Origin of the sequence: Aeribacillus sp. FSL M8-0254 (assembly GCF_038008845.1) — a bacterium.
Lineage (GTDB): Bacteria > Bacillota > Bacilli > Bacillales > Aeribacillaceae > Aeribacillus > Aeribacillus composti.
In genome coordinates this window covers 3,739,186-3,756,950 of the sequence record NZ_JBBOZY010000001.1, presented here as the reverse complement: position 1 = coordinate 3,756,950, position 17,765 = coordinate 3,739,186, and the positions used below count along the sequence as shown (strand labels likewise).

General features: G+C 34.3%; 14 protein-coding genes. 13 read left to right on the top strand and 1 reads right to left on the bottom strand.

What is annotated here, in order from left to right; all coding sequences use genetic code 11:
* Positions 1–6: 6 nt before the first annotated feature.
* The 12 genes from NSQ44_RS18090 (at position 7) to qatD (ending at position 15,106) form a co-directional block, all read left to right on the top strand.
* Positions 7–1,524: a class I SAM-dependent DNA methyltransferase gene (locus tag NSQ44_RS18090; protein ID WP_340858007.1), complete on the top strand. Its 1,518-nt coding sequence runs from the start codon at positions 7–9 to the stop codon at positions 1,522–1,524.
* A complete protein-coding gene (locus NSQ44_RS18085; protein ID WP_340858002.1) occupies positions 1,514–2,767 on the top strand; it encodes a restriction endonuclease subunit S in 1,254 nt (417 codons plus the stop codon). The genes NSQ44_RS18090 and NSQ44_RS18085 overlap by 11 nt, the downstream gene beginning before the upstream one ends.
* 40 nt (positions 2,768–2,807) lie before the next feature.
* On the top strand, positions 2,808–6,056 hold the full coding sequence (locus NSQ44_RS18080; RefSeq protein WP_340858000.1) for a type I restriction endonuclease subunit R: 3,249 nt from the start codon (positions 2,808–2,810) through the stop codon (positions 6,054–6,056).
* Between the two features lie 104 nt (positions 6,057–6,160).
* Positions 6,161–7,186 carry a restriction endonuclease gene (locus tag NSQ44_RS18075; RefSeq protein WP_340857995.1) on the top strand — a complete coding sequence of 342 codons (1,026 nt, stop codon included), beginning with the start codon at positions 6,161–6,163 and terminating at the stop codon, positions 7,184–7,186.
* A gap of 33 nt (positions 7,187–7,219) precedes the next feature.
* Positions 7,220–9,043 carry a KAP family P-loop NTPase fold protein gene (locus NSQ44_RS18070; RefSeq protein ID WP_340857991.1) on the top strand — a complete coding sequence of 608 codons (1,824 nt, stop codon included), beginning with the start codon at positions 7,220–7,222 and terminating at the stop codon, positions 9,041–9,043.
* A 5-nt stretch (positions 9,044–9,048) separates the two neighbouring features.
* Positions 9,049–9,570: a hypothetical protein gene (locus NSQ44_RS18065; RefSeq protein ID WP_340857987.1), complete on the top strand. Its 522-nt coding sequence runs from the start codon at positions 9,049–9,051 to the stop codon at positions 9,568–9,570.
* A 121-nt stretch (positions 9,571–9,691) separates the two neighbouring features.
* Complete coding sequence (locus tag NSQ44_RS18060) at positions 9,692–10,222, top strand: DUF6431 domain-containing protein (protein WP_094244283.1); 531 nt, start codon at positions 9,692–9,694, stop codon at positions 10,220–10,222.
* A gap of 135 nt (positions 10,223–10,357) precedes the next feature.
* Entirely contained in the window at positions 10,358–11,626 is a 1,269-nt protein-coding gene (locus tag NSQ44_RS18055; RefSeq protein ID WP_044898958.1) for an IS481 family transposase, read from the top strand.
* The gene (locus NSQ44_RS18050) at positions 11,619–12,419 is read left to right on the top strand and encodes an ExeA family protein (RefSeq protein ID WP_044898957.1); all 801 of its coding nucleotides are present in this window, start codon (positions 11,619–11,621) and stop codon (positions 12,417–12,419) included. The genes NSQ44_RS18055 and NSQ44_RS18050 overlap by 8 nt, the downstream gene beginning before the upstream one ends.
* Positions 12,416–12,673 carry a DUF5348 domain-containing protein gene (locus NSQ44_RS18045; protein ID WP_041846797.1) on the top strand — a complete coding sequence of 86 codons (258 nt, stop codon included), beginning with the start codon at positions 12,416–12,418 and terminating at the stop codon, positions 12,671–12,673. Before NSQ44_RS18050 ends, NSQ44_RS18045 begins: the two co-directional genes overlap by 4 nt.
* A gap of 416 nt (positions 12,674–13,089) precedes the next feature.
* Positions 13,090–14,370, top strand: coding sequence for a Qat anti-phage system QueC-like protein QatC (qatC, locus tag NSQ44_RS18040; RefSeq protein WP_340857983.1), 1,281 nt, complete (start codon positions 13,090–13,092; stop codon positions 14,368–14,370).
* A gap of 1 nt (position 14,371) precedes the next feature.
* Entirely contained in the window at positions 14,372–15,106 is a 735-nt protein-coding gene (gene qatD, locus NSQ44_RS18035) for a Qat anti-phage system TatD family nuclease QatD (RefSeq protein WP_340857979.1), read from the top strand.
* Between the two features lie 623 nt (positions 15,107–15,729).
* Here qatD and NSQ44_RS18030 read toward each other — a convergent pair.
* Positions 15,730–15,975, bottom strand: a complete 246-nt coding sequence (locus NSQ44_RS18030) for an ATP-binding protein (protein ID WP_445659516.1) — start codon at positions 15,973–15,975, stop codon at positions 15,730–15,732.
* Positions 15,976–16,141: 166 nt separating this feature from the next.
* Here NSQ44_RS18030 and NSQ44_RS18025 point away from each other — a divergent pair, with 166 nt between their 5' ends.
* The gene (locus NSQ44_RS18025; protein ID WP_340857976.1) at positions 16,142–17,758 is read left to right on the top strand and encodes a lactate permease LctP family transporter; all 1,617 of its coding nucleotides are present in this window, start codon (positions 16,142–16,144) and stop codon (positions 17,756–17,758) included.
* Positions 17,759–17,765 lie beyond the last annotated feature (7 nt).

The following is a 17,765-nucleotide window of genomic DNA, read 5'->3' as shown; positions in this document are numbered from 1 at the left end:
GCGATGATGGACACAGCAAAGATTGGTTTTGAGGAAACACTTTGGAAAGCGGCTGACAAATTACGTGGAAGCATGGATGCATCCGAATATAAACACGTAGTCTTAGGATTGATTTTCTTAAAATACATTTCTGATAAGTTTGAAATGAAGTATAACGAGTTAGTTGAAGAAGGAGAAGGTTTTGAAGAAGATCGTGATGAATATACAGCTGAAAATATTTTCTGGGTACCGAAACAGTCACGTTGGAGCTTCATTAAAGACCGTGCGAAAGATCCGAAAATCGGTCAGTATATTGACGAAGCGATGATCGAAATTGAAAAAGAAAACCCGTCACTTAGAGGTGTGTTAGATAAGCGTTATGCCCGCCCTGAGATTGATAAACGCCGTTTAGGAGAACTGATAGACCTCATTTCAACCATTAAATTGCACAGCAAACAAGAAAAAGACTTACTTGGTCGAGTTTATGAATATTTCTTAGGTAAGTTTGCCAGTGCAGAAGGAAAAGGCGGTGGCGAGTTCTATACGCCACAAAGTGTTGTTAAAACATTGGTTGAAATGATTGAACCTTATGAAGGACGGATTTATGACCCTTGTTGTGGTAGCGGCGGCATGTTTGTTCAAAGTGAAAAGTTTGTTGAACGCCATCAAGGAAAAATTGATAATCTCTCTATTTATGGTCAGGAACTCAATTCAACGACTTGGAAGCTTTGTAAAATGAATCTTGCTATTCGTGGAATTGAGGGGAATATCGGCGATCATCATGCGGATACCTTCCATAATGATCTACATAAAACGTTGAAAGCAGATTTCATCCTTGCCAATCCTCCATTCAATGTGAGTGACTGGGGCGGAAATGAATTAGTTGATGATGTTCGTTGGAAATTCGGTACACCGCCAGCGAGCAATGCCAACTATGCATGGTTACAGCATATCATTTATCACCTTTCACCAAATGGCGCTGCTGGTATTGTATTAGCAAATGGTTCGTTAAGTTCCAATACATCGAATGAAGGGGAAATCCGTAAAAACATACTCGAAGCGGATTTAGTCGATGCCATTGTTGCTTTGCCTGACAAATTATTCTATTCAACAGGTATTCCAGTTTGTTTATGGATTTTAAACCGTAATAAGAAAAATCATCCTAAATACCGAAGCCGTGAACATGAAATTCTATTTATCGATGCCAGAAACTTAGGAAAAATGGTTGACCGTCGCCTGCGTGAATTAACGGAAGAAGATATTCAAAAAATTGCAGGAACATACCGAAACTGGCGGAAATTAGATGGTGAATATGAGGACATTAATGGGTTCTGTAAATCAGCGACTTTAGAAGATGTACGTAAAAACGACTATGTATTAACTCCCGGACGCTATGTTGGAATAAGTGATGTCGAGGATGATGGTATACCATTTGAAGAAAAAATGGAAACCCTCACAAGTGAATTAAGAGAACTATTTGAAAAATCCCACCGATTGGAAGAAGAGATTAGAAAGAATCTAGGGGGGATTGGGTATGACATTTAATGGATGGAAAGAAGTTGTCCTTGAAGAAGTTAGCTATTATGGAGATGAGAAAATTCCTTCGGCTGAAGTTACTCTTGACAATTATATTTCAACTGAAAATATGTTACCCAATAAAAGTGGTGTAGGAATGGCTTCTGGGTTGCCAACAACTAAGAGTGTAAGAAGATATAAAAAAGGAGATATATTATTATCAAATATTCGCCCGTACTTTAAAAAAATATGGTTTGCCACTAAAAATGGAGGTTGTTCTAATGATGTATTAGTTATTAAAAATAAGGACGAGAAGGAACTTGACAAAAAATATTTATATTACACGCTTTTGCAAGATAATTTTTTTGATTATGTTACAGCCACTTCTAAAGGTACAAAAATGCCAAGAGGAGATAAATCAGCAATTATGAATTATGGCATAATGCTTCCTCCTCTAAATGAACAAAAAGCCATAGCAAGTATCCTTTCAGCTTTTGATGAAAAAATTGAAACAAACAATCAAATCAACGAAAAGCTTGAAGAAATGGCTCAAGCTTTGTTTAAACATTGGTTTGTTGATTTTGAGTTTCCGAATGAAAATGGCAAGCCTTACAAATCAAGTGGCGGCGAAATGGTTGAAAGCGAATTGGGGATGATACCGAAGGGGTGGGAAGTAAAAACAATTAATGATATTTCATCTGAAATTATAACCGGTAAAACACCAAGTACCAAAGAAAAAGAAAATTTTGGAGGAAACATACCTTTTGTTAAAATACCCGATATGCATGGAAAAGTATATGTTGAGAAAACAGAAACATACTTATCTGAGAAAGGAGCTGTAAAAAATAAAATTGTACCCAAAAATTCAATAATGGTTAGTTGTATTGCAACACCAGGAATAGTAAGTCTTGCGGGTCAAAGTTGTCAAACTAACCAACAAATAAATACTATTATTAATAAAGATAATAAAATGTGTTATTTTAACTTTTTTTCTCTACGAAATTTAAGTGATACCATACGAACTTTAGGTTCTTCTGGAAGTGCAACATTAAATTTAAACAAAAATCAATTTTCAAAAATAAAAATAGTTGTACCTCCAAAAGAAATGACGGATAAATATTTTAATGTTGTTGACAAAATATTTGAAACTATTTATTTGAATCAAAAAGAAAATTTAAAATTAATCGAATTACGCGACACTCTTCTCCCCAAACTCATGTCCGGAGAAATTCGTGTCCCGCTGGATATTGAAACTTTAGCAGAACAGAGTTAATGGAATATGGCAGGTTCCGATTGCGAAAGGGGAGAGTGGGATGAGTTTTTTAGAAAATTTTACGGAAGATAAGCTGGAAGATGCAGCTATAGAAATTCTTCTGGAGCTTGGGTATGACTATGTCTTTGGTCCGGACATTAGTTGTGATGGGGAAAGACCGGAACGCAAAGATTATCGTACAGTTATTTTAGAAGACCGTGTAAAAGATGCTTTGTTTAAACATAATCGCCATTTGCCACAGGAAGCAATAGAAGAAGCGTTTCGGCAAATTATAGCTTTTAATAGTCCAAGCTTAGAAGAAAACAACCGTCATTTTCACAAATTAATCACTGAAGGCATTGATGTGTCGTTTCATCAAGATGGTCATAGCCGTTCGATGAAGGCATTCTTGATTGATTTTGAAGAACCAGCTAATAATGATTTTTTGGTAGTAAATCAGTTTACGGTCGTTGAAAAAGAAGAACGCCGCCCGGATTTAGTTATTTTTATAAATGGCATCCCATTCGTCGTTATCGAATTAAAATCAGCATCCGATGAAAATGTGAGTATCGATAATGCCTATGCACAGATTCAAACCTATAAACGAGATATTCCATCTTTATTTTACTACAATGCGTTTTGTATTTTATCCGATGGGATTAATGCGAAAGCGGGAACGATTACCGCAAGTCAAGAACGTTTTATGAATTGGCGGACGGTGGATGGGGAAAACATTGAACCACTTGAAGTGCCGCAATATGAAGTGTTGTTAAGAGGGATGCTGGCAAAAGACCGGCTTATTGATATTATTGAAAACTTTATTCTCTTTCAGGAATCCAAAGAAGAAGAACGGGATGAAAATGGGAAGAAAATCGGCGAAAGAAAAACGATTGCCAAAATTCTCGCTGCCTATCACCAATATTTTGCGGTAAAAAAAGCGGTGGAAAAGACAAAAATAGCGACCAGTGAGAATGGAGACCGTAAAATCGGTGTTATATGGCATACACAAGGTTCGGGTAAAAGTTTTTCGATGGTTTTTTATACAGCACAGCTTGTCAAAGAGCTAAATAATCCAACTATTGTAGTAATTACTGACCGCAACGATCTAGATGACCAATTATTTTCGACATTTTCTAAATCAAAGGATATTTTAAGACAAACACCGAAACAAGCAGATGTCCGCAAATTGAATGAAGAACAGAAAAAACAACAGGCAAATGAAAAATCCAAAGAGATAAACGGATTATATGATCTTCTAAATGACCGGGAATCAGGCGGTATTATTTTTACAACGATTCAAAAATTCAAACCGGAAGAAGGCGAAATGCCGGTTTTAACCGATCGTAAAAATGTGATTGTTATTGCGGATGAAGCTCATCGCAGTCAATATGGTTTTTCTGCAAAGACAGATACGAAAACAGGCGAAGTGAAATATGGATATGCAAAATATCTTCGTGATGCACTTCCGAATGCTTCCTTTATCGGTTTTACAGGAACACCAATTGAGCTGGAAGATAAGTCAACGCCCGCTGTTTTCGGTAATTATATTGACATTTATGATATGACAAGAGCTGTGGAAGATGAAGCAACGGTAAAAATTTATTATGAAAACCGTATTATCCGCTTGGAAGCTAATGAAGAAGAATTAGCTAAGATCGATGAAGAATTTGAAGAGATTACCGAAGATCAGGAAGAATCAGTACGTGAAAAATACAAGTCCAAATGGTCGAGGCTCGAAGCCATCGTCGGTTCACCTAACCGCATAAAACAATTGGCAAAAGATATAGTCAATCATTACGAAGAAAAGGCAAAAGCAATTGACGGAAAAGCAATGATCGTCTGTATGAGTCGCCGTATTTGTGTCGCACTTTATAACGAAATTGTCAAATTACGTCCAGATTGGCATTCAGATGATGATGATAAAGGTAAAATTAAAGTCGTCATGACAGGCAGTGCTGGAGAGGATGATTTCCTACAGCCGCATATTGGTGGAAAAAAACGGCGGGATTTATTGGCAAAAAGAATGAAAGATAATAGTGATGAACTAAAAATCGTCATTGTACGTGATATGTGGCTGACTGGATTTGACGTACCTTCCATGCATACGATGTACATCGATAAACCGATGAAGGGTCATAATCTCATGCAGGCAATCGCACGGGTAAACCGTGTATTTAAAGATAAATCAGGTGGAGTAGTTGTCGATTATATTGGAATATTAGAAAGCTTAAAGAAAGCTTTAAATCAATATACCGAAAGTGATAAGAAAACAACGGGTATCGATACATCGGCTGCAATTGCTGTGATGAAAGAGAAACTTGAAATCCTGCAAGATATGATGCATGGGTTTGATTACTCTGCTTATATGGGTTCATCTCAAGCAGGCCGTATTCGAGCCATCACTGGCGGAATGAATGTCATTTTTGGTAAGAGTGAAAAAGAACAAAAAGAATTCAAAAAGACCGCAACCGAGCTTGCGAAGGCGCATTCACTTTGTGCAGCGACAGATGAAGGAAAAGCAGCAGCTCTTGAAGTTAGTTATTTTAAAGCGGTTAAGGCTAGCCTTAATAAACTTCAAGAAAAACAGCCGAAGCGAAAGACGAAAAAAGAAATCGAAGCCCGCGTGAATCAATTACTCGAACGTTCCATTATTTCAGAAGAAGTAGTTGATGTATTTGAAGTGATGGGATTGAAACATCCGGATGTATCTATATTATCGGAAGAATTTCTCGAAGAAGTACGTTCATATGAATATAAAAATTTAGCCCTTGAAATGCTTAAAAAATTGCTGGAAGGCAACATCAAAACAATGGAAAGACGCAACCTTGTCAAATCCCAAAAATACTCGGAAAAACTGAAACAGTCGCTGAACAAATATAAAAACCAAGCCATTACAAACGCCGAAGTAATCGAAGAACTAATTCAAATGGCAAAGGACATGAAAAAAGAACGAGAAGAAGAAAAAGATCTCGGTTTAAATGAAGATGAAATTGCCTTTTACGATGCTTTAACATCTGAGTCTATAGTTAAAGAGTTAATGGAAGATGAAGTCTTACGTAAAATCGCCAATGAACTGACCCAAGCAATCCGACGTAACATGACCATTGACTGGCATGTTCGAAAAAGCGCCCGTGCAGGAATGAGGAGAATTATTAAGCGACTATTGAAGAAGTATGATTATCCACCAGAACAAGCGAAAAAAGCTTTAGACACAGTTATGCGTCAAGCAGAATTAATGGCGGAGCATACTGAAGTAAGAGATTGGAATACGCTGCAGGCTGCGGAATCTAAAGGTGAATATGAAGTTTAAGTGCATCAGTGTCAGTCATTTCTAGAAATTTTTTTAGAGGTGACTGACGTTTTCTTTTATTATCAAGAAAATTATTATGCTACGTCAAAGAAAGGAGTTACATAATGACTGTTTGGTTATTTCGTGCAGGAAAACAAGGGGAGTTCGAAAACAAATTTTTAGAAGATGGAAGGGTATATCTTACTTGGGATGATTTAAATATTAATCTAAAAGAGATTACTTCCAAAGAGGATTTATATAAACGACTAATCGAACACTATGATTTAGATAGAGAAAAAACAGCGATCAACTGGGCTTCTCAAATTTGGCCAATTGCACATGCAATGGAGCAAGGAGATTTAGTAGTCTTGCCTTCAAAATTTAATCGCACCATACATATAGGGGAAGTTATCGGTGACTATGTATATGATGAGTCACTTGGCAGTCCGTATTATCATTACCGGAATGTAAATTGGATTGCTAAAGATATACCAAGGGATCGATTTGATCAGGATATATTGTATTCATTAGGAGCCTTTATGACGGTCTGTAAAATACATAGAAATAATGCTGAAGAGCGTATTAGAGAAATGCGTAAAAATAATTGGCATGTACCAAAAAATAAAAATGTAAAGGAACTAGTAGAGGAAAATGAAGAAACAGTTTCAATAGATTTAGAAGAATATATATACGATCAAATTTCTGAAAGAATTATACAGCGTTTTAAAGGACATAAGATGGAAATTTTAATTGAAGAAATTTTGAAAGCAAAAGGCTTTACTACTTACAGAAGTCCAGAAGGTGCAGATCACGGTGTGGATATATTAGCAGCTTCAGATACGTTAGGTTTTGGAAATCCAAAAATTTGTGTCCAAGTCAAGACTTCTGATACTCCTCTTGATAGACCGACATTAGATCAGTTGATAGGTACAATGAGCAATTATAGTGCAGATTTTGGCTTATTAGTATCGTGGAGCGGCTTTAAATCTTCTGTCACTAAGGAAATCCCTAAGCAATTTTTCAAAGTTCGCCTTTGGGACTCCAAAACAATTATACAACAAATTTTTGAGAACTATGAAAAATTAAGTGATGAAATTAAAAAAGAGATTCCTATTAAAAGAGTTTGGATGTTGGACAGTGAAGTAGAATAGTAAGCTTTAATGGAAATAAAGGAGGGAATAAAAATGTGGAAGGATAGTGAAACGGAGTTAGACTTTTTAGACTTTGATTATTTAATAGAAATACTTAAAGATATCATTGAAGATGAATCGCTTTTACCCTCGAGTATCGGAGTTTACGGTGACTGGGGAAGTGGAAAGTCAAGTTTAATTAGGATGAGTATGAAAGAATTTGAAGCGAAAGATGATACAGTTTGTTTAGTATTTAATGGCTGGCTATTTGAAGGATATGAAGATGCGAAAACGGCATTAATAGGAACAATTTTAGATACAATTCAATCAAAAAGATCTCTAAACGATACTGCGAAAAAGTTCATAACTGGCCTTTATAAGAGTGTGGACAAATTTAAATTATTAAAAAAGACTGCGAAATACGGCGGGGATATATTATTAACTGGTGGTATAGGAACTTTGGCTGACTTCGCTATATCAGATGTTATTGGTAAATTAGGTGAGAGTACTAAGGATATCAATAAGGAAGATGTTATGCAATCCATAAAGGATGAACTAGATAATAAAGAAATCAGAGAGAATATCAAGGAGTTTCAAAGTAATTTTTCAAAGTTATTAAGTGAAACTAAAATAAAAAGATTGGTTGTATTTATTGATGAATTAGATCGTTGTAGTCCAGATACCATCTTAGATACTTTAGAGGCAATTAGATTATTTTTATTTACTGGTAATTCCGTTTTTATTATAGGTGCTGATGAAAGACATATTGCATATGCAGTAAAGAGAAAATTTAATGAAATAGAAGGACAACAAATAAATATAGGAAAAGAATATCTAGAAAAGATAATTCAGTATCCTATTAGAATTCCTAGATTAAACTCGAGAGAAGTAGAGTTTTATATTACATGCTTATTATTTCAAAAGGATTTAAATAATAGTGAGTTTGAAGAGATAATTGAATATTTAAAGCAAAAAAAGCTAGAAAACTTCCTAGATTTCACAATTACATACCAATTAATTAGTGAAAAGTCTCCTGATATCGCTGATAAAGTTAAAGAAAGCATAAATATTGCTAAACAATTATCTTCAGTGTTGGCAAATGGACTAAATGGCAACCCAAGACATTGTAAACGTTTTTTAAATTCATTAGTAATGAGAGAAAAAATGGCAAGTTATAAAAGTATTAAATTGGATAGAAAAATTCTTGCTAAAGTTATGTTGCTTGAATATTTTAAATCCCCGTTATTTAGGAAAATTGCTGAGTTACAAATTAAAGGGAAAGGCAGCTCCCCTGATTTAGAACAATTAGAAAATAATGAAATGGAAGAAAAAAATGAATTAAAGGTTTGGAAGGATGATAAATGGGTTCAAGATTGGTGTAATCTCGAACCTAAACTGGCTAATGTTGATCTTAGACCGTACTTTTACTTTGCAAGAGAATCTTTATCAGAAAAACTCAATTTTGGTGTAGAACAGTTAAGTCCGGATGCAATTCAAATAATTGAAAAATTATTAAGTAAATCAAAAGCTGCAAGAAATGAAGCAATTCAAAGGGCTGTTGAAGTAAATGATTATGAAGCTGTCGAAATACTTCAATCTATTTTTTCAAAAATTATAAGTGAAACTAAAATAGATAAAGAAGTTTTAAAGTCATATCTAGAATGGGGGAAAACAAAAGAGATTTTATACACAAATGTTATAAGTGATTTAAGTTCTTTACATGGGGAGAAAATTAGTTTATCTATGTTACCTTTGATTAGGGATTTTATGGAAAATACAAATAAACATAGCGAAGTCCAAGAAATAGTTGATAAATGGAGTAAGGAGAATAATAGTCTTGCAGCTGCAATTCAAAAGGAATTTAAGAAAAGGGAGTAAGATAGATGGGTACTTCAAGTATTTATAATGGACCTAAAGATAGAAATCCCTTATTACCTGAAGGGTTTGAGGAGGAATATGAGGAATCCTTGGACAAAAGTGCTAAGGAAACTCTTGGCTCATGGCAGGAAACTAAGAAAGTAGTGTCACAGTATATAACTGGATCAATAAATAATAGAAGTAGGATATTAAGGAACTATGTTAAGGCCTCTGGTGGAGCAAAAAATTCAGCCAATAGAGCTATTTCTGGTAGAAATTCTAATATTCAACTGGGGCGATTTCTTTCTAGTATTATCTCCGAAGGCATAATTAAAACACTAGAAAGCTTAAAAATCGAATATAAAGGAAAAAGTGTAGAAGCTTTATTATCTGAATTGGTAAATGTGATTTCTCCTAATTCTAATACTAAAGAAGATATTGTTGCTAAAAACGCTACAATTCAAGCTTTATCTCAATTATATGAGTATATTGAAGAAAATAATATGGACATAAATGCTTTAGATAAAATGAACGATGATATATTGTAAATTTCCATGATATATCGTCCGAAATCTTAGTGAAATTTTCAAATTCCTCCAGATTTAGATATATACTCTACCCATAAAATGTGCTAAATTTTTGGCATATTGGAACGGGGGAGTATTTTTTATGATTATTTTACATGATTTTGGCATCAGTCTTGAGGAATATGCCATAAATGGAAAAAAGAATAAATTTCCAACTTTTGACAAGTGTCCAAATTGTAACTGTGTGGCTTCGGGCAATCTACATAGGCATGGCTATTATTGGAGAAATACAATAGCGGAGGAAAAAGAAGTTAAAATTCCTATTTGTAGGATTATTTGCTTGTCTTGTAAAAAAACTTTTTCTATTATTCCAGACTTCCTAATCCCTTATTTTCAACATAGTCTAGAAATCATATTAAAGAGAATTGAACAGTTTTTAGAGAAGAAAAAGTCTAAAGGAAGCCGACAGTTACTTGCTTTTTACTGGAGGCGGTATCAAAAAAAATTAAGATGGATTCATAGCTTTTTTGTGGATTTAGGGGAGGAAATGGGTTTGTCCAAAGATATGAAAAAAGAGGCCATAAAATATATGAAAATGATTCGCGATTTTGGAGAATCCCTCTTCTTACGAAGGTCGTGGGGTCATTTTTCCTCTTACTTTATGGCAAATTAATTCTGCCATATTTTTGGGGATAAAAAATATTTTTAGTCCCACATACCTTTTGCGTGTTCAAAAAATGGAGAAAAAGGTAGAATGAGATTATGGATGACCGGTCGTCCTTCTTAGTAAAAAAAGGAGGATAAATCAATGACTGAAAAAGAAAGAGAACAAGTAGCTTTATTTCGTTACGGAATCATCGCCCCTTTGTTAAATGGTCAGGTTGATTCCAAGCAATACTTTGAGGAATTAGAGGGAAAAGTCCACTCTATCCCCTATTATGGAGAACGGAAAATAGCTGTGAAAACAGTAAAAGAGTGGCTTCTCAATTATCGTCGAAATGGATTTGATGCTTTAAAGCCAAAGAAGCGTGCAGATCGAGGTAATTCGAGGAGATTATCCCCAGATGACCAGGACCATATTTTAGACATAAGAAAAAAATTTCTCCATATGCCAGTGAGTGTTTTTTATGAACAACTCATCCGGCAAGGAGAAATTAACCGAAACCAAATCTCATACTCTACTATAAACCGTTTATTAAAAAAACACAACCTTTCAGGAAAAATTTTAAGTGCAATTCCTGAAAGAAAACGGTTTGCCCACGAAAAAGTGAATATATTATGGCAAGCTGATTTATCTCATGGGCCCTATATCAAAATAAAAGGAAAAGTAAAAAAGACCTTTTTAATTGCTTATATTGATGATTGTTCGAGGCTGGTTCCATTCGCACAATTTTTCACATCAGAAGGCTTCGATGGTTTACGAATTGTTACAAAAGAAGCTCTTATTCGAAGAGGAAAACCGGCCATCATTTATGCGGATAACGGAAAAATCTATCGGTCTGAAACTCTGCAGTATGCATGTGCCCAACTCGGGATTACACTCACGCACACACAGCCTTATGACCCTCAAAGTAAGGGCAAAATTGAACGGTTTTTTAAAACGGTTCAAACACGTTTTTATCCGCTGTTAAAAGCAGAACCCGTGGAGTCCTTAGAAGAATTAAATGAACGATTCTGGAGATGGTTAGAGGAGGACTATCATCGAAGGGAGCATGCATCATTAGATGGAAAAACCCCACATGAAGTATTTCATTCTCAATTAGAGAGTATCACGTTTTTAGAAGACACATCCATTCTCGATTCCATCTTTATGAAGAGAGAACAACGGAAAGTGAAGGCGGATGGAACGATCAGTTTAAACAAGCAGCTCTATGAGGTCCCGGCAGATTTTATTGGCTATTCAGTGGATGTAAGAATTGACGATACCGGGGTTTATATCTTTAAAGATGACAAGAAAGTGGCTGAAGCCAAACCGGTATCCATGACAGATAACGCCCATGTTAAACGAGTTCGGTCTCCTTTTTCTGTTACCCAACTGGCTGAAGAAGAGAGGAAGGAGGAGAACAATCGTGTATAAATCCTTCTACTCCTTAGCTCGGGAACCATTTTCAAAGGATTTGCGACCACAAGATGCTTTTTTATCGACTGATTATAAAGGGGCATTAAATGCTTTAACGTATTTACAGAAATCAAAAGGAATGGGTCTTCTTACTGGTGATCCAGGTGTCGGCAAGACATTTACGTTAAGAGCATTTAAGGAAACGTTGAATCCGTCATTATATCATGTCATTTATTTTCCGCTATCTACAGGCGGTGTCATGGATTTCTATCGTGGATTAGCCTATGGTTTAGGGGAGGAGCCAAAGTTTCGTAAAGTAGACCTTTTTCGGCAGATTCAGCAAGGAATTGAACGAATGGCTGGAGAGAGAAAAATGACGCCTGTATTTATTCTAGATGAAATGCATATGGCAAAGGATGCATTTTTGCAGGATATCGCCTTATTGTTTAATTTTCAAATGGATTCGACCAATCCGTTTATCTTGATTTTGGCAGGATTGACACATCTTAAGACTCGACTAACAATGAATCATCACCGGCCGCTAGCTCAACGTCTCATTCTGAAGTATGAAATCCAGCCTTTGCCGAAAGAGGAGATTATTTTATATATCAATCACCACCTAAAAATAGCAGGGGCGAAAATGCCGATATTTACTGAATCAGCATTGGAAGCTATTGCATTACGTTCTCAAGGTTGGCCCAGAGTCATTAATACATTAACGATTAACAGCTTGTTATTTGGTTTTCAATTAAAGAAAGAACAAATCGATGAGGAAGTCGTCCGATTGGCCATAGAGGATAGTGGGTTATGAAGCGAGGGATTCTAGTTTATAACCATGATGAGTTGGAATGGAGAGTTTGGATTGGGCAACAGGCTTATTGGATTGCGCAGGGATATCATTTTGAACTGCGAATCCAAAATAGATATTTTAAAGCATTCTTGGAAAAAGATTTGGATTGGTTTATTACTTTAGATCAAGATGTGAAGTTTATCCTTCATCCTAATGAGATATATAAAGTTCGAATTAACATTCAGGATTATATACGTTTAGATGCCCCTTTTTAGAGGGGTTTTCTTTTCTCTAAAATTCACTGAAATATTTTGAACTGATTTTTGCACATTCTGAAATAAAGTGGAAAAATAAGCACATTATTTCAGATGATAAGCCGGATTAATTTGAAATTGATGAGCTGAAATAGTGTGCTCGTTTACAATATATTCAACGAAGTAATGTCTTCATTTGTAAGTAATTATATTTTTGAGAGAATGCTAAATGACTTACAGAGCAGATTTGAAAAATACGCAGAGAATTCCCAAGTTGCTTTAGATAAAGAGAAAGAACTAGAAGAATATATAAAGGAATCTGTAAACATTAAATTAAAAAAAGTTGCTTTTAATAAATTAAACTATAATGATCCTAGTATTGATTCAATAATTAAACAAATTTATATAGAATGCTATGAAGTATTGGAGGTGTATATATGAGCCAAGTAAAAATTCTTTGCAGAGTCAATGAAGCAGATAGTTTTAAGATAAATGATAATTACATAGATTACAATATAAATCAAAATAATATATTCACATATACATTTTGGAATAAGAAATTACTACACCTCCCCAATTTTTTTACTAAAACAGCTTTGGATATGTTATATATTTCGTTATTTGTTTATGGAGCAGACAGAATTATTCCGAGAGATTCAACAGATGATTGCTGGACAAGAAACTTTAAATTATATATTCCAGTCTTAGATAAGGATGCTTGGGTAAAGAATAAAAATTTATTAGAAGCAATGCTATGTTTTTTAAGTGGTGATTCATGGGAAATAGAGTTTAGACAAAGAGAATTAACTAAGAGAGAAAAAGAATACAAGAATAGTATAGAAGTAAATAAAAATAAAATTGATTTTAATGAAGTTTGTATGTTTTCGGGTGGATTAGATTCATTTATAGGAGCAATTGACTTATTAGAGGACAATTTAGAACGTGATATTTTATTTGTAAGTCATTATGGTGGTGGGAAAGGAGTAAAAGAATTTCAAGATATACTTAGAAATAAGTTAATTAAAAAATATAATTTAATGGAAAATAACTTTTATTCTTTTTATGCTAGTGCTAAAAAAGGAGTTGAAGAAACTACTAGAACTAGATCGTTTATGTTTTTTAGTCATGCGGTCGTTCTTGCTAGTTCTTCAAAAAAAACAGTGAAATTGATAGTTCCGGAAAATGGTTTAATATCGTTAAATATTCCACTTACTAGTTCAAGATTGGGAAGTAGTAGTACAAGAACTACACATCCTTATTACCTATCAATGTTTCAAGAACTTTTAAATAATCTAAAGCTCGATGTAAATATAACGAATCCATATCAGTTTAAAACAAAAGGTGAAATGATAAAAGGGTGTAGTAATATTGAATTTTTACGAAAGAATATTATAAATACAATGTCTTGTTCTCATCCATTTTTGTATGGTGAAACAGATACTTGCCATTGTGGCTACTGTTTACCGTGTGTGATAAGGAGAGCTGCTATATTAAAAGCTGGAATTAAAGATGATACAAGATATAGAGATGTGGACTTTACAAGTAAAGACATAGCCAAAGTTAATTATTCATCGTATATGTTAGGGTTAAAAAAGTTCGATAAGAAACGCGCTTTTTTGAATATACAAAAAGCTGGTCCAATAAAAACGGATTTGGAGAAGTTTACTGACTTATATATTAGGGGAATGAATGAATTAAAAACCTTCTTGGAGGATTAGTGTGAAAAAATTTTATTTTGATGTACACATGCATTTGGATTTATATAAGGATACAAAAAATATTATTAATCATATTTTACAATACAAATCATACACTATTGCAGTAACAAATTTACCATATTTGTATGACCGTGCAATGAAAAAGTATGGTGAACATAAATATATTAGGTTTGCACTTGGTTTACATCCTGAATTAATAGAACAATATCCAGAACAAATTCCTTTATTTTTTGATAGGTTGGAGAATTGCAGATATATAGGTGAGATTGGTCTTGACTTCAGTAAAACCACATCTAGATCGAAATTGTTACAAACTGATACTTTTGAAAAGATTATTAGAGCTTGTAATAAGTACGGTAATAAAATTCTAAGTATTCATTCTAGGAAAGCAGAAAAAGAAGTAATAGATATTATTGGTGCTGAATTTAATGGTAAGATTATTTTACATTGGTATAGTGGTAATATGTCTGAGTTGAATCGAGCAATAAAGAACAATTATTATTTTTCTATAAACGGGGATATGTTAACAACTAAAAAAGGAAGGGACATAGTAAATAAAATTCCATTAGACAGAATATTAATTGAAAGTGATGCTCCATTCACAAAGGACACTAGAAATACTTATAGTATAATGTATATTGAAAATATAGTTAGTGAACTATCTTATGTAAAAAAATTAGAGAAAAATGAAATGTTTAATATTCTGAAAGGAAATTTTATAAGGTTATTAAAATGAATACTGTAAATGTTTTCTTGGATATAATTAATTTGAAACGCATACATAAATAATCCATTATGTATGGATTTGCTAAAAAGCACTGAGAAATTTGATTCCCAGTGCTAATTTTTTGCCTCTTAAATTACCGCGGTGAACCGTACCACAAATAGTGGTAAAGCAGAAAGTTGAAGTTGTGCTTGATAAAAAATGGTTGGCGAAAATAGTAAAATAACAGACATATAGTACCGATTTATCAAGGATATCCTTTATAAACATAGCTAAATATTATTGTCGAAAGAGATGGACAGGTTGTTATAACTTGTCCTTCCTATCTCTCATATCTATTTAATATTTACCAAAAAATTGCCTTAAATTGCTCCTAGAATTGGAGTGAATCAAAAAAGTATGATTCATCACTACTTTTGGTGATTTTGGCAAAAAAGAAGAAAACACTTACGAAAACCTGGCAATAATGTTAGCTACCACACAAACATAAGGAGGTTTCGTAAGTGCTTTCTATATCACTAGAATTGCCAGAATTTGAAGTGATTAAACAACTTTCTTTCTCAATGAAACTAGAAGGATACCGTTTTTCAAAAAATGGTATCCTTGTGAAAGTAATTGTAATCTTTTATTCACTTTTATGCGCCAGGATTGTTTATTGGTAATATTACTTTTATTTCCGTACCTTCTTTAGGTAAACTTTCAACCTGTATATCACCTTTATGCATTTCAATGATTTTTTTTACGATGGAAAGTCCTAATCCACTCCCGCCATTTGATCTGTTTCTTGATGGATCGGCTTTATAGAAACATTCAAATATGCGCATTTGAACCTCTTTTGTCATCCCAATTCCCGTATCTTTAGTGATTACCGCACTCGACATGTCTCAAAAGTTCATATTTTTTTCATATATATTGTGAAAAATTTCACAAATAGATGTTATACTAACTTTGTAAGCAAAATAAATAATTTAGGGGGAGGAAGTAATACACATTGTGAAATATATCACAAAATGATTTCATCGATTTTAAAGTAAAGGGTTGAACAAGATGCATGTATGGGAGCAAGTTTATAATCCATTGGGAAATATATGGCTTTCAGCTATTATAGCTGCCGTTCCGATCATCGTTTTTATTGTTGTGCTGACAGTATTTAAATTAAAAGGCTATATAGCAGGGCTTTTCAGCATAATTGCTGCAGGCATTTTTGCCGTCTTTATTTATAAAATGCCTGCAATCTTAGTTTTGATGTCTGCGATATATGGAATTTTAGTCGGTTTATGGCCAGTAGCATCAATCGTATTTGCTGCTATTTTCCTTTATAAAATAACAGTAAAAACCGGAAAATTTGCCATTATTGAAAAAAGTATTTCTTTTATTACAGTGGATCAAAGATTGCAAGTTCTTATTGTGGCATTCTCATTTGGGGCATTTTTAGAAGGAGCTGCAGGATTTGGAGCACCCGTTGCCATAACGGCAGCCATTTTAGTAGGGCTTGGATTTAGTCCGTTATATGCAGCTGGTCTTTGTTTGATTGCAAACATAGCAGGCGGTGCATATGGAGCAATGGGGATTCCAGTAACTGTTCCCGCCCTCCTTACAAATTTGGATGGTCTAGTTGTGGGAAGATATACAGCATTGGTCCTTCCTGCATTAAGTATTGTCGTAGCATTCCTGCTGATATTTATCATTGATGGATTCAAAGGAATTAGACAAACCTTCCCAGCCATTTTAGTAAGCGGGGGTTCATTTGGGCTTACACAGGCACTTGTTCTCACTTTTTTAGGGGCAGAACTAGCAAACATCTTTGCAGCGATTGTGAGCTTAGTAGTATTAACTTTATTTTTACAAGTATGGAAACCTAAAGAAATTTACCGTGTAAATAGAGAGAAAGCGGTAGATAAGCAAATTAAGTATTCTTTTGGGAAAATCGCTTATGCTTGGTTGCCATTTGTATTTTTAACCATATGTGTTACTTTGTTTAATCTACCATTTTTTAAAAAATTATTTCTCCCAGGCGGCCTTTTAGAAAAGCTAGTGTTGTTGTTTCCAATTCCAGGATTGGACAACTTAGTTATAAAACATGCACCAATTGTGACGCAAGATGCTCCAATGGCTGCGGTATTTAAGTTGGATTTATTTTCATCTACGACAACAGCGATTGTAATGACAATCATTGTCGCAAGCATTCTTTTTCGCTGCAGCAATAAGCAGCTTAGAGAAATCGCAAAAGAAACTTCAAAAGAATTAGTATCACCTGTTCTAACCATTTGCAGTGTACTTGCTTTTGCTTATATTTGTACTTACTCTGGCATGTCATCAACATTAGGCTTAGCATTTGCTTCAACAGGTAAGGTATTTCCTTTATTCTCGCCAGTGCTGGGGTGGTTAGGAGTATTTTTAACAGGATCTGTTGTAAACAGCGGTACCTTATTTGCTCCACTTCAAGCTGTCACTGCTTCACAAATTGGAATAGCACCCGAAACGATGGTTGCTGTCAATGTAATGGGTGGTACAATGGCTAAAATGATTTCACCTCAATCAATTGCAGTTGCAGCTGCGGCAGTTGGATTTGCAGGAAAAGAAAGTGATTTATTTAAAGTGACAATTAAATATAGCTTATGTTTGCTTGCTGTAATTGGATTAGTTAGCTGGCTACTATTTTAATCATATA

Coding starts and splice junctions, on each gene's coding strand:
- NSQ44_RS18090 (WP_340858007.1), top strand. CDS start 7: ATGGACACAGCAAAGATTGGTTTTGAGGAAACACTTTGGAAAGCGGCT.
- NSQ44_RS18085 (WP_340858002.1), top strand. CDS start 1,514: ATGACATTTAATGGATGGAAAGAAGTTGTCCTTGAAGAAGTTAGCTAT.
- NSQ44_RS18080 (WP_340858000.1), top strand. CDS start 2,808: ATGAGTTTTTTAGAAAATTTTACGGAAGATAAGCTGGAAGATGCAGCT.
- NSQ44_RS18075 (WP_340857995.1), top strand. CDS start 6,161: ATGACTGTTTGGTTATTTCGTGCAGGAAAACAAGGGGAGTTCGAAAAC.
- NSQ44_RS18070 (WP_340857991.1), top strand. CDS start 7,220: ATGTGGAAGGATAGTGAAACGGAGTTAGACTTTTTAGACTTTGATTAT.
- NSQ44_RS18065 (WP_340857987.1), top strand. CDS start 9,049: ATGGGTACTTCAAGTATTTATAATGGACCTAAAGATAGAAATCCCTTA.
- NSQ44_RS18060 (WP_094244283.1), top strand. CDS start 9,692: ATGATTATTTTACATGATTTTGGCATCAGTCTTGAGGAATATGCCATA.
- NSQ44_RS18055 (WP_044898958.1), top strand. CDS start 10,358: ATGACTGAAAAAGAAAGAGAACAAGTAGCTTTATTTCGTTACGGAATC.
- NSQ44_RS18045 (WP_041846797.1), top strand. CDS start 12,416: ATGAAGCGAGGGATTCTAGTTTATAACCATGATGAGTTGGAATGGAGA.
- qatC (WP_340857983.1), top strand. CDS start 13,090: ATGAGCCAAGTAAAAATTCTTTGCAGAGTCAATGAAGCAGATAGTTTT.
- NSQ44_RS18030 (WP_445659516.1), bottom strand. CDS start 15,975: ATGTCGAGTGCGGTAATCACTAAAGATACGGGAATTGGGATGACAAAA.
- NSQ44_RS18025 (WP_340857976.1), top strand. CDS start 16,142: ATGCATGTATGGGAGCAAGTTTATAATCCATTGGGAAATATATGGCTT.